Origin of the sequence: Legionella anisa (assembly GCF_001467525.1) — a bacterium.
GTDB lineage: Bacteria > Pseudomonadota > Gammaproteobacteria > Legionellales > Legionellaceae > Legionella > Legionella anisa.
In genome coordinates this window covers 181,111-193,347 of record NZ_LNXS01000001.1, presented here as the reverse complement: position 1 = coordinate 193,347, position 12,237 = coordinate 181,111, and the positions used below count along the sequence as shown (strand labels likewise).

Sequence of the window (12,237 nt, the reverse complement as noted above, 5' to 3'; positions counted from 1 at the left end):
ATCCTCTTTCTTTGTTTTTCAGGTGATAGCATGAGCAAGCCCATTAATATTCCTGTTGTTGTAGAGAGTGGAAAAAAATATAAAACATCTCATGGTGTAACAGCAATTAAAGATGGAGTAAAACCTACGGGGCAAGTTTATGAGCGTTTACCTAAGCCTAAATGGTTACGTGTGGTAAATCATACTACCCCTGAGTATCACCAAGTAAAAGAACAAGTACAAAAGCACCGTTTGGCTACTGTTTGTGAAGAAGCAAAATGCCCTAATATTTCTGAGTGTTGGTCACACGGTACGGCAACTATTATGTTAATGGGTGCCGTATGTACGCGTGCATGTCGTTTTTGTGCAGTAGACACTGGAAATCCTCATGGCTGGTTGGACCCACAAGAACCAGAAAATACAGCAAATACAGTAGCATTAATGAATCTCGACTACGTTGTGTTAACCTCAGTAAACAGAGATGATTTACCCGATGGTGGCGCAAATCATTATGCACAAACCATCCGTGCGATTAAACAACGCTCTCCCAAAACCAAAGTGGAAGCACTAACACCCGATTTTCAAGGTGTAGAACGAGATGTAGCAGTATTATTGGATAGTGGTGTTGATGTATTTGCGCAAAATGTAGAAACAGTAGAGCGGTTGACCCATCCGGTACGTGACAATAGGGCTGGTTATGCTCAAACATTAAACGTTCTTGCATTTGCGAAACGCTATAGACCTGATGTACTCACTAAAACCAGTTTGATGTTAGGTTTAGGCGAAACAGATGAAGAAATTATTCGAACAATGGATGATTTGCGTCGGCATAAAGTAGATATTCTTACTCTGGGGCAGTACTTACAACCGACAAAAAACCATTTACCCATTGAGCGTTATGTGACCCCTGAGACCTTCGCCGAGTTAAGGCAGATCGGATTAAAGAAGGGCTTTTTTGAAGTAGCTTCTGGTCCTTTAGTGCGCTCAAGTTATCGTGCTGACCGAATATTTAAACAAGATAATTTAGGTTTATAAAGTTAGATCAATGTGTGTATTTGTAACCGTTCAGGGGGTATGTTTGAATTTTGGCGAACGGTTGAATTTGAGCGCAGGTTGCGCGAAAATAATGCTGATGAAACGTAGCATACATCAGTATGTGAGGCTTCCGAAGTATTGCGCAAGGTGCGCCAAATGCAGCCGTTCGGTGAATGGATCGTGAATGCTTACGTGTATTTAACCTAAGATTTCTCCTTTTCTTCTCATTATTTTTTGCAAAATATAGGCGAGAAAATACATGAGTATACCTAATACTATGGCGCTCACTCCTAAAGCTAAATAATAGTTTTCATAATAAGGGAGACTATCTATGGGCGAGTTAATCGTGTTAGGAATCGCAACCCAAGCAGCAATTCTTCCAGATATGGCATGTGCCAGAGAGCTTGCGAGATACCATACGCCCATAGCAAAGGCAATTGAATTTTTGTCACAATATAGACCTACCATGCTTAAGCCAATAGCACTGACCCATAATTCTGCAATAGAAATGAGAATGTAGGTTAACGCGATGTAGTTGCCATTAATTATTCCATTAATAGTAGTTGTAGCAGCGAATGCCATCACCAAAAGAGCAATCCCTGCAAGCGCAGTACCTGCGGCAAATTGATAGGGAATAGTGAAGCGGGGAAATACTTTATAAAAACGAGGTAGTTGACTGCCAATAGCTAAGATGAGTAATGGATTCAATATTTGATAATGAGCTGGTGAAACAGTTAAACCAAATAAATTATGATCTGAATTATTTTCGGCAAATAAAATTAATGTGCTATTCATTTGGTTGTAGATAACAAAGAACACGACTGCTTCAACAATGAGCAATAAAGCAATCATTTGTTTGTCGCGTACAATACCATTAAGTGTTAGCGTTTTTCTTAAAAACCATATAATTCCTATGCCACAACCTAATGCGATGATGGTGCTGGCAATGTAAACATGGGAGTAGGCAAATAAAGTCAGTACATAAATAGTAACTATATATACAATTAAACGAAGTATGCCTGATGTAGAAAATTTAGATTGATCTTTGCCCCAAATGACATTTTCATAAATGGAGTAGCGCTTCGCAAAATTTAAAGCCGCAATTGATTTACCTACAAATGTCAAAGTAAGGATAGAAAGCGGGCCATAACGGCTTTCAAAAAGCAATGGAGCAATTAAGGTGGCTAATAATGCGCCGACATTTATTGCTATGTAATAGTAGGTCATCGCCGATTTTGCTTTGACGGCATCATCCGAATAAATATGTGATACCATACTTGAAGAGGTTCCCATTAAAAGGGAGTTAGTGGCAGGTATAAATGCATAGGCAGCAATGAAAAACGTATCTCCCAGGGAACTTACTGTGTATCCACTAATCATAATGAGCAAATAAGCGCACGCTAATAGAATACTCCCAAGAAGAATAGATCGTCTAATCCCAACTACAGTATCAGCCATGTACCCACCGAGCATGGGCATAAGATAACCCATTGCATGAGCTACTCCAATAAAAGCATATGCTTTGGCCTGGCTATAACCCAAACCTTGAGACCATACCGGGCGAGTTAAAAATAAAACCAATATGGTATTGAGTGCATATACTGAGAATTGACTCCAAAAAGTAATAAATATGATGTTATTGGCTTGTTTTTGTCGCAGAGCTAATTCAGGCAAATAATTTTTCACTTCTTGAGAAATCATTTTTCTTACCTCGCCACCTAAAGATAATTATCAGATTATCATTTTCTGGCAAGAACGACATCAATTATATGAGTATCATGATAGGGGAAAGTAAAAATTTTGCTAAAAAGACGCTTAATTCTTTGGATCAAAAATATTTTTGGCAACATCCTAATGGATAAAGTATTGAGAAACCAGGTACCTTCAATACCAAAAAGCGCCAATTCATCAATAGTATTTAAGGTAATGGGTATTTCCAAACGTTGATGCGCGATGACTTCGAATTGATTTTGTTTGAACGCCTGCATCAATTCATTGTTATTTGCAGCAACTGTAGTATTTTTTACAATGGATTTGTAATAATGGCCAACCACACTACTTAAAATTGAATCTTCTGTAATAAATTCAGCTAAACGTTGTTGTGCTACCGGAAAGGAATCATAAGTTGTAGTAATCATTGAAAAATGACCATTTGCACGGGTCAATAATTTGGCCTCATGAAATAAAACCTTAATCGGGATATAAGCATTAATAAAGTGCGCCAGAATTAAATCCTGACTGTGAGGTGGCAAGAACTTACTCGCTTTTGCGGCGCTACCTTCTATTGTGATCAGCGGTAATGTTTCACGGGCGTGTTTCAACATCTCCGAAGAAACATCAATTCCAGTAAATTCTGCTTTGGGCATAATTTCTTGCAATTTTTTTAGAAATGCACCATTACCAACTCCCAAATCAAGAACTTTATAATGTGGTTTTATTCCCAAATAAAAGTGCTTCATTTGTTCAATTGCTATTTGATGACTTTGGCTAATCGCACCAAAACGATTGGCCATAGCATAGCCTTCAGCGGTGTCGTTGTACATGGCCTTCAAGGACATGCAAAATTTCCTGTTTAAAAAGGTTTGGTAAGTATATCTCTAAATGAAGGGTATTTGCGACTGCTGATTAAGGAAAAATTATTTAATTCACTTGTATTGACGTTCTAATACCTAGCTAATAGCTCGTTTTATCAGAGCATTGTTCGTATGTAAGTTAGCCTAAAAAGTCAATTAAAGTAGTGGATGATAAATAGAGGTATCCGCTTCGAATCAAGTTTAAAATATGGTCCCATTAACTGTCAGTTAGAGGTCAGTTGATTTTGGAAATGAAATAATTCACAATTTTTTGCCTTAAACAGGTAAAAAGAGGTACATTTCCTAGTTTTCTTAATACTCTGTTAATAATCAGAGTGTAAAATTAAACTCGTATAACAAGTATTAGTTTGTTTTTAGACCGTTTTGGCTATCAAGAATACCATGGATAGCGTTCTGTGGAGGAATAGGTAGCTGCTTTGTTAGGGAGATTTTTATGTTAATTTTAACTCGCCGCATCGGTGAAACCTTAATCATAGGTGATGATGTTAATATTACTGTGTTAGGTGTAAAGGGTAATCAAGTTCGCTTAGGTATTAATGCACCTAAAGATGTATCTGTCCATCGTGAAGAAATTTATTTGCGCATACAACAAGAAAAACAATCAGACGAGTCTGAAGAAGCAGTATAAATCGATTTCCTCGCAGTCATCCAGTTCCGAGCACTTAAAAATGCTCGGGACAAACCTAATTTTTCTTTGTTCTCATCTTATTGTGTAATCTTTTACGGTCGTTCATGCAGCGATGTATCTCCTGATGAGAGAAAGTGCTTTGTGCCCGATTCATCTTGCAGTATTAATTGTCCGAGTTGATTAATTCCACAAGCAATCCCAGATAAAGTATTTAAAGACTGAGTCACGTTGATGTTTTTTCCAAACAGATAATCTGATTTATTCCATTCATCCATAAAGGAGTTGAGATCATGGTGAATAAATTTGATTAAATAGTGTTCCAAATTGGTAATCAGTCTTGCAATAAGGACATTACGATCAAAATGCTGCTTGGTTATTTCATATAAAGAACACCAAGGCTTGTCTGGAAGAGGGTGGTTCTCTGTGTCCGTATTAACGTTTAAGCCAATGCCTATGATGATTTGCACATTGCCATTGGATTCAGCCAATATTTCAATCAAGCTACCGCATAATTTTTTATGAGTCCATAAAATATCATTGGGCCATTTAATTTTGATGTTAGATGAGATGTCAAATTCATTTAAAGTTGCCAAGATAGCCAAGCTGGTGACCAAACTCAATCCTGATAGCTTGCTCAGATCATAGTTAAGGTTCCAACGACTGGAACAATAAAGATTTTCACCAAAGGGGGAGTGCCAGTGTCTGCCAAATCGACCTCTGCCCTGAGTTTGAATTTCGGCACAGCAAATATCAACGGTATTTGTAGGAGGTAAATCTTTTAGGTAGCGATTTGTTGAATCAATAGAAGTGAAGAGATGTAAATTGAACGGACTCGATTGTTTTTGTGGAGCAAGATGCTCCATAATTTGTTGTTTATTTAATAAAATCAATTGATTGGGAAGCTGATAACCCTGATGTCTTATTCGCGTTATAGGGATCCCTAATGCAATTAAATGATTGATTTGTTTCCAAATCGCCGAACGGGTGATACCCAAAGCTGTCCCTAATTCAGAACCACTGTGACAGTCGCCATCGCCCAGTAATTGTAATAATGTAAGTTGCGCAGGTGTGAAGTGCATTGACATAAACCTAAAAAATCAATTGAGTTTTTTGCTGTAGATTAATAAATCCATGCCTAATTTCCCTTACAGTAGGGTGATGACATAAAGCACCGCTGCAGGCTACTTCTGGCATAAAAGAACGCAGTTGCCAAGTCATATTGTGTAATGGGTCATTCACCAATTGTTTCGTTGGCATAGATATGGGGACACTAAAATTTTTGGTTGGATAGGAAAGACCTAAACCACAGGCTTTGATAAAGGCTTCTTTTTGCGCCCAAACATGAAAGAAAATTGCTGGTTTTAGAGCCAGAGGAACTTTAATAAATTCTTCATATTCTTGGTCCGAAAATAAATTTTTTGCAATCCCTGCATAAGGTCGAGCAGAATACTTTTCTATATCTACCCCTATAGGAAAGTTTTTCCCTACTGCAAGGAGCGCCAAGTCACCCGTATGACTTATATTAAATTGCAACTTTGCTGCATTCATGACTTCAGGTTTGCCGTGGTTATTATAAGCAAATTCTAGTTGTTCTGCTGGTATATTGAGGTAATTTGCTAAAATGATTCTCATAGTTGCTCTGGCAGTAGAGAAACGGCGTTTGTGCCTGCTGAAATAAAATCGTTCTGCACGCGCTTGTTCTTCAGAATTTAATAGTTCATACGCATTTTCTAATTCATGCACTAAAGAGAATTGCCAAAGATCAATTCGAGCTTCACTTAAGATGCAATTTTCTGTATTTAAAGGGTTGAATTCGGTAATGATCATATGCTTGTTTTGAATCTGGCATCAATTGTCGGTTAAGGTTATCATATACCATGATATTTAATTCACCAAAGAGTATTCAATGAGCCGACAATTTTTGGATTTTGAGCAACCCATCGAAGAGTTGAATCAAAAAATTGAAGCACTTCGCATGGTAGGTCATGATAACGAAGTGAATTTAAGTGATGAAATAGCGCGACTTCAAGCAAAATGTTCTGAGCTAACCTCTCAAGTTTTTTCAAACTTAGAGCCTTGGCAAATAGCGCAAATGGCAAGGCACCCGCTTAGACCTCAGACTACAGATTATATTGAACGCATTTTTACTGATTTTCAGGAGCTACATGGTGACCGAAGTTGTTCTTCAGCCCCTGCAATTATTGGTGGTTTGGCGCGTTTGAATGGCGAGCCAGTTATGGTGCTTGGTCATCAGAAAGGTAAACGAACCAAAGAAAAGGTATATCGTAATTTTGGTATGGCTCGTCCAGAAGAGTATCGAAAAGCCTTACGTTTGATGAATATGGCTGAAAAATTCAAATTACCTATTTTTACTTTTATTGATACAGCAGGAGCATATCCCGGAATCGGTGCCGAAGAGCGTAATCAATCTGAAGCAATCGCTCGCAATCTTTTCGTGATGTCACGTCTTAAAACGCCAATTATTTGTGTAGTAACAGGAGAAGCAGGATCGGGTGGCGCATTGGCAATTGGTGTTGGTGATCGGGTGATAATGCTCGAATTCAGTATTTATTCAGTAATTTCTCCTGAAGGTTGTGCTTCGATTCTTTGGAAAGATGCGTCCAAAGCAAGTGAAGCTGCGCGCGCAATGAGGATTACCGCAGATAAGATTCTGGAAAATAAATTAATTGATATGGTTATTCCTGAACCATTAGGAGGGGCCCATCGTAATGTCGATGAAATGGCTGCACGTTTAAAGGAGATTTTAGTTAGCGAATTGAGTGCCTTAAAGAAATCATCTTTGGAGCAGCTGGTCGAAGACAGATATCAAAAATTTATGATTATGGGGGCAAGTGATTAAACCTTTATTGAGCACTGAGTGGTTTTCTCGCCTAAGTCATTTTAATAAGTTAATTATAGGTTATAGTGGTGGACTTGACTCAACAGTGCTGTTGCATGTTCTTGCTTCCCACCCGACTTTGCTTGTTAAATTAATCGCAGTGCATGTAAATCATGGTATTAGTGCGAATGCTCTTCATTGGCAATTACATTGTCAACAGTTTTGCCAGGATTTAGGTATCCCTTTAGTTACCCAATCGGTGCAATTTGATCGTTCAGCAAATATTGAGGAGGGGGCACGTATTGCCAGGTATGCAGTTTTTTCTTCTCTGCTTACAGAGCAAGATTGCTTCATTTCAGGACATCATTTAAACGATCAAGCAGAAACAGTTCTTTTGCAGCTATTTCGAGGTTCCGGAGTGGATGGTTTGGCTGCTATGCCTGATTTTGGTCAATTGGAACCGGGAAAAATTGCCAGGCCTTTTTTAACTCATTCACGAGAGCAATTGGAACATTACGCTGCCTTGCATCAATTGAACTGGATAGAAGATGAGAGCAATCAGGATACCAGCTATTCACGAAATTACCTACGCCAGTACATTATGCCTTTGTTGAAAAAAAAATGGCCTGGAGTTGTAGGTAATATTGCAAGAACAGCGCTTCATTGCCAACAGGCTAAAAGAAATCTGGATATGTTGGCAGCTCAAGATATGACATTGGAAGAAAACCTTGAAAAATTAACAAGCAACTCTTTATTGATGACACCATTAAAAACACTTAGCCGAGATCGAATAGCAAATGTGCTCCGAGCCTGGTTGAAAAATAATCAAATCCAATTGCCCTCAACTGTGACTTTTTGGCGTTTGATTGATGAAGTGATTTTTGCGAGTCAAGATGCGACTCCAGCAGTGAGTTGGGGTGAAGTTACTGTGCGTCGTTACCAAAAGCATTTATATTTAGATAGAAAAAATGCAAATAATTTACCCTACAATAGCTCTCTTTCGAAACTCGCTGCAAAGCGAGAAATGCGTGGAGATACGGAGCGTAGATCCGGAGTGCACACTAAGTCACATGAGGATTCGAGCACCGTATCAACGAAGGTCTCCTCTTCAGTAGCGTTTCGAAAGCGGTCTATTGAGTGGTCTGCTTTTCCTTTACCTTTAGTCATGCCCGATGAACACATTAATTTAGTGGCAAAAAAAAACAATCAGGGGGTAGTCATCCCTACTGATGCAAAAATATTTGTCCGATTTAGACAAGGTGGAGAAGAGTTTTCCTTGCATGGACAGACTAAGCGTTTAAAAAAATTGTTCCAGGAGTGGGGGGTTCCTCCTTGGTTAAGAGAGCGAATTCCTTTAATTTATTTTAATGATAAACTGGCAGCAGTAGTAGGATATGCAATGAGTGATTTATTCTTTACTAAAGAATGTTCTGATGCTTGGATTTTCGTTGATTGTTTCACTGAGCAGTATACTATTGATTGAGAGATAGTGTGAAAAATGTAACCTGGGTTATGTTGTACCTTGTATTCTTGTTTTTGAAACGATTTAAATTTTCCCATCTTCATTCATCATAAATAAAAATCTTTATCACATTGAAAATAAAAAATATATTTTGGTTATTTTTTCAAAAAATGTTTTTATTTTAGTTAATTTTATTTATATTAAATTAAATAAATTAATTAACTATCAAACTGTTCATATCATGAAAAGCATCTCAGAGATCAAAGAACTGTTAGCTCTCAGTAAGAACCCAGGTAATATTTCTCCAGAACTTATGGCATTTTTCTTTTATTTAAAAGAAATGAAAAGGAGGGAAAGAAGAGGGGATGAGGACTTCAATGCGTTCGCAATGAGTACTGATGACCTGGAATGGTTAGCCGAGCTTGTTAAGCAAATGATTACATATGCTGCTAAGAATTTACGATTTCAAATTGGTATTTCAAAATGGGATGGAAGTGAACAATTAAATCATTGGTCCTTTTTAGAGTTTAATTTTAATTTTAACGATGAGACTCTCCCTACTTTAGATATTTTGATCTGCGACCCTTTGGGATTCAATCAAGCGTTAGTTTTAACTAATTTATTAAGCAGTAGGATAGGGTTCGGTAAATTAAGTACCATGTGTACTCTGAAAATCTATATCCCAATAGATACGTTGCAAGTTAAAGGTCGAGTGTGTGCTTATTTTACGACTGACAATATTTCAATGTTATCGAATCAAGAGGATTATTGTCCCATTTATGATTATATGAATTCCCATCAACATGAGAGGAAAAAACAGGAAGCAATTGAAACACTATCTAAGTTCCGAGAATCTTTTACGAATTGTTATACAAATGAAGAACTCAATGAAATTTATAATTTTAATATAGTAGTTGCTCCTTTACCCGTTAGGCTTTTACGTACAAAGCACTCTGTATCTGATTTAGAATATGAAGTTCGAGATTCTGAGGAGCATAGAGGGGTAGTGGTGAACAATAAAGGTGAGGCAGCATGGAGCTCTATTCGTAAAAACTTGTTCTTTGCTGAAGATAGCGCTGGCTCAGAACAACAGCGGAACATGAGAGTTAATAAAAAAATGGAAAAGCTAGATGGAGAAATAAGAGAGGTATCCTCCTCAATAAGCTCTTTGGAGGATGCTCGAGTGATCAGTGAAGGAATACAAAGACATCTCTTGTTGGGTCTGGAGCAAATAATAGAGCAAAGTGTTAAAAAAACTGGTTATAACCTTTTTAACACTCAGGTAGATTAACAGCCAATCCCCCCATCGATGTTTCTTTATAAATACTTTGCATGTCCATTCCGGTTTGTTTCATGGTCTTGATGACTTTATCTAAAGAAATTTGGTGTTGACCATCACCAATAAGCGCCATTCGCGTTGCGTTCACTGCTTTTACTGCACCCATCGCATTGCGTTCAATACAGGGTATTTGTACCAAACCCAAGACTGGATCACAGGTCATACCCAAATGATGTTCCATAGCAATTTCTGCAGCATTTTCTACCTGAGCCACAGTTCCTCCGAGAACCGCTGTAAGGCCTGCCGCAGCCATAGAGGAGGCAACACCCACTTCGCCTTGGCAACCTACTTCGGCTCCAGAAATGGAAGCTCCCTTTTTGTAAAGTATGCCTATCGCAGCGGCAGTAAGAAAATAGGTGTAAATATCTTCATCACTCATTTTATCATGAGCATGTCGGCAATATTTCAGTACGGCTGGAATAATGCCTGCTGCACCATTAGTTGGTGCGGTAACGATGCGTCCGCCAGCTGCATTTTCTTCATTGACTGCCATGGCATAAAGATTTAACCAATTCATAATATCGGATTGCTCAAAAATGCTTTTTACTCCTTTTTCATTCATGAGTTTTTTATATAAATCAGGAGCTCGTCTTTTTAAATTAAGCCCTCCTGGTAAAATGCCATCGTGTTTACATCCATTGGCGATGCAATCATCCATGACCTTGGCAATTGCCAAAATACCCTTATGAATTTCTTCAGTGCTAAGCCAGGTTTTTTCATTAACTAACATTAATTCCGCGATGCTTAAATTATTTTTTTGACACAGTTCCAGAAGTTGGGCTGCTGTTGAAAATGGATATGGAGGTGGGTTTGTATCTTCAGTGGCTTTGGAAAAGTCTTCTTCTGTAGTTATAAAACCACCGCCAATTGAGTAATAAACTTGCGCAATTAATAAATTGTTCTGGCTATCAAAAGCAGAAAAACGCATTCCATTAGAATGTTTAGGCAAAAGCTCTTTTTGTAAAAAAAGAAAATCAGTTGCTTCATTAAAGTTAATATTTTTCTTACCTGCCAGATTTAACGTATGGGAGTCAATGATTTCATGCATGCGTGGCACCATAGACTCAGGAGCAACAGTTTCAGGTGCTTTATTTTCCAGTCCGTTTAAAATGGCTTTATCTGTTCCATGACCTTTTCCGGTTAAAGCCAGCGAACCATAAAGTTCGGTTTTAACCCGTTGAACTTGATTCATGAGTTGCTTGTCTTCGAGTAAGGTTAAAAACGCATTAGCGGCAAGCATAGGCCCTACAGTATGCGAGCTTGATGGGCCAATTCCAATGGAAAATAAATCAAATACACTGATGTTCATGTGGAATAATCTCTTGTTACAATTAGTGCAAAGTGTAGAGAAATCTTAATTATTTGTCTATTTTAATTATAGCGGACTATTTACTTTAATAATTTACGTGCATCTTTTGCTGGATTAGTCTATAAACTTTAGATGCATTAAGAATATCCTTAATGCAATGAACTTTATAATATAGTTACAATTAATCGAGCATAAATACTGGTAATTTCATATGAATTTAGGCAGAATTATGTTGCATTTTAAAATGTAATATCTTTTTCTATCAAAATTGGAAAGATATGCACAATAGAAAGACTACAAGGGGATTCTTTATGAAGATGAAATTGGTCACTGCGGCCGTCATGGGGCTGGCAATGTCTACTGTAATGGCAGCTGATGCTACATCGCTTGTTACGGATAAGGATAAATTATCTTATAGTATTGGTGCTGATTTAGGAAAAAATTTCAAAAATCAAGGTATTGATATTAATCCGGACGCATTAGCTAAAGGAATGCAAGACGGAATGTCTGGTGCCCAATTGATTTTGACAGAACAACAAATGAAAGATGTTCTGAATAAATTCCAAAAAGAGTTGATGGCGAAACGCAGCGCTGAGTTTAATAAAAAAGCTGAAGAAAACAAATCTAAAGGCGATGCTTTTTTATCAACTAACAAATCAAAATCTGGCGTAACGGTACTGCCAAGCGGTTTACAATATAAAGTTATTGAAGCAGGTACAGGAAATAAACCCGGTAAAGCGGACACAGTAACTGTTGAATACACTGGTACTTTAATTGATGGTACTGTATTTGATAGTACTGAAAAAACAGGTAAGCCAGCTACATTCCAAGTATCACAAGTTATTCCTGGTTGGACTGAAGCATTACAATTAATGCCTGCTGGTTCTACTTGGGAAATTTATGTTCCTTCAGACTTAGCTTATGGCCCACGTAGTGTAGGTGGTCCTATAGGTCCAAATGAAACTTTGATTTTCAAAATTCATTTGATCTCTGTGAAAAAATCTGCCTAATCAATAAGGAGGGATTTCCCTCCTTATCGTATCTCATTCGTA

General features: G+C 37.7%; 11 protein-coding genes. 6 read left to right on the top strand and 5 right to left on the bottom strand.

What is annotated here, in order from left to right; all coding sequences use genetic code 11:
• Positions 1–30: 30 nt before the first annotated feature.
• Positions 31–1,014 (top strand): lipoyl synthase, encoded by a 984-nt coding sequence (gene lipA / locus Lani_RS00845; protein ID WP_019235033.1) that lies wholly within the window; start codon positions 31–33, stop codon positions 1,012–1,014.
• 198 nt (positions 1,015–1,212) lie between these two features.
• Here lipA and Lani_RS00840 read toward each other — a convergent pair whose 3' ends face one another.
• Entirely contained in the window at positions 1,213–2,715 is a 1,503-nt protein-coding gene (locus Lani_RS00840) for a peptide MFS transporter (protein WP_019235034.1), read from the bottom strand.
• 38 nt (positions 2,716–2,753) lie between these two features.
• On the bottom strand, positions 2,754–3,572 hold the full coding sequence (locus Lani_RS00835) for a class I SAM-dependent methyltransferase (protein WP_019235035.1): 819 nt from the start codon (positions 3,570–3,572) through the stop codon (positions 2,754–2,756).
• 469 nt (positions 3,573–4,041) lie between these two features.
• Between Lani_RS00835 and csrA the strand changes: the two genes are divergently transcribed.
• Positions 4,042–4,236: a carbon storage regulator CsrA gene (gene csrA / locus Lani_RS00830; RefSeq protein WP_010654169.1), complete on the top strand. Its 195-nt coding sequence runs from the start codon at positions 4,042–4,044 to the stop codon at positions 4,234–4,236.
• A gap of 92 nt (positions 4,237–4,328) precedes the next feature.
• Here csrA and Lani_RS00825 read toward each other — a convergent pair whose 3' ends face one another.
• On the bottom strand, positions 4,329–5,315 hold the full coding sequence (locus Lani_RS00825; RefSeq protein ID WP_019235036.1) for a biotin--[acetyl-CoA-carboxylase] ligase: 987 nt from the start codon (positions 5,313–5,315) through the stop codon (positions 4,329–4,331).
• Between the two features lie 10 nt (positions 5,316–5,325).
• Entirely contained in the window at positions 5,326–6,063 is a 738-nt protein-coding gene (locus tag Lani_RS00820; protein WP_019235037.1) for a 4'-phosphopantetheinyl transferase family protein, read from the bottom strand.
• A 79-nt stretch (positions 6,064–6,142) separates the two neighbouring features.
• Here Lani_RS00820 and Lani_RS00815 point away from each other — a divergent pair, with 79 nt between their 5' ends.
• The 3 genes from Lani_RS00815 to Lani_RS00805 all read left to right on the top strand — a co-directional run bounded on the left by Lani_RS00815 (position 6,143) and on the right by Lani_RS00805 (position 9,828).
• On the top strand, positions 6,143–7,096 hold the full coding sequence (locus tag Lani_RS00815; RefSeq protein WP_019235038.1) for an acetyl-CoA carboxylase carboxyltransferase subunit alpha: 954 nt from the start codon (positions 6,143–6,145) through the stop codon (positions 7,094–7,096).
• The gene (gene tilS, locus Lani_RS00810; RefSeq protein WP_058388349.1) at positions 7,089–8,558 is read left to right on the top strand and encodes a tRNA lysidine(34) synthetase TilS; all 1,470 of its coding nucleotides are present in this window, start codon (positions 7,089–7,091) and stop codon (positions 8,556–8,558) included. Before Lani_RS00815 ends, tilS begins: the two co-directional genes overlap by 8 nt.
• Before the next feature lie 220 nt (positions 8,559–8,778).
• The gene (locus Lani_RS00805) at positions 8,779–9,828 is read left to right on the top strand and encodes a hypothetical protein (RefSeq protein WP_051045723.1); all 1,050 of its coding nucleotides are present in this window, start codon (positions 8,779–8,781) and stop codon (positions 9,826–9,828) included.
• Here Lani_RS00805 and Lani_RS00800 read toward each other — a convergent pair.
• Entirely contained in the window at positions 9,809–11,185 is a 1,377-nt protein-coding gene (locus tag Lani_RS00800) for an L-serine ammonia-lyase (protein ID WP_019235040.1), read from the bottom strand. The two genes, Lani_RS00805 and Lani_RS00800, sit on opposite strands and share 20 nt — an antisense overlap.
• Before the next feature lie 311 nt (positions 11,186–11,496).
• Between Lani_RS00800 and Lani_RS00795 the strand changes: the two genes are divergently transcribed.
• A complete protein-coding gene (locus Lani_RS00795) occupies positions 11,497–12,195 on the top strand; it encodes a BamJ family beta-barrel-assembly machinery protein (RefSeq protein WP_019235041.1) in 699 nt (232 codons plus the stop codon).
• Positions 12,196–12,237 lie beyond the last annotated feature (42 nt).

Bases quoted from the DNA above. Each gene is read 5' to 3' on its own strand.
- Lani_RS00800 (WP_019235040.1), bottom strand. From the start codon at position 11,185: ATGAACATCAGTGTATTTGATTTATTTTCCATTGGAATTGGCCCATCA.
- Lani_RS00805 (WP_051045723.1), top strand. From the start codon at position 8,779: ATGAAAAGCATCTCAGAGATCAAAGAACTGTTAGCTCTCAGTAAGAAC.
- Lani_RS00820 (WP_019235037.1), bottom strand. From the start codon at position 6,063: ATGATCATTACCGAATTCAACCCTTTAAATACAGAAAATTGCATCTTA.
- Lani_RS00825 (WP_019235036.1), bottom strand. From the start codon at position 5,315: ATGCACTTCACACCTGCGCAACTTACATTATTACAATTACTGGGCGAT.
- Lani_RS00840 (WP_019235034.1), bottom strand. From the start codon at position 2,715: ATGATTTCTCAAGAAGTGAAAAATTATTTGCCTGAATTAGCTCTGCGA.
- Lani_RS00795 (WP_019235041.1), top strand. From the start codon at position 11,497: ATGAAGATGAAATTGGTCACTGCGGCCGTCATGGGGCTGGCAATGTCT.
- Lani_RS00815 (WP_019235038.1), top strand. From the start codon at position 6,143: ATGAGCCGACAATTTTTGGATTTTGAGCAACCCATCGAAGAGTTGAAT.
- lipA (WP_019235033.1), top strand. From the start codon at position 31: ATGAGCAAGCCCATTAATATTCCTGTTGTTGTAGAGAGTGGAAAAAAA.
- csrA (WP_010654169.1), top strand. From the start codon at position 4,042: ATGTTAATTTTAACTCGCCGCATCGGTGAAACCTTAATCATAGGTGAT.
- Lani_RS00835 (WP_019235035.1), bottom strand. From the start codon at position 3,572: ATGTCCTTGAAGGCCATGTACAACGACACCGCTGAAGGCTATGCTATG.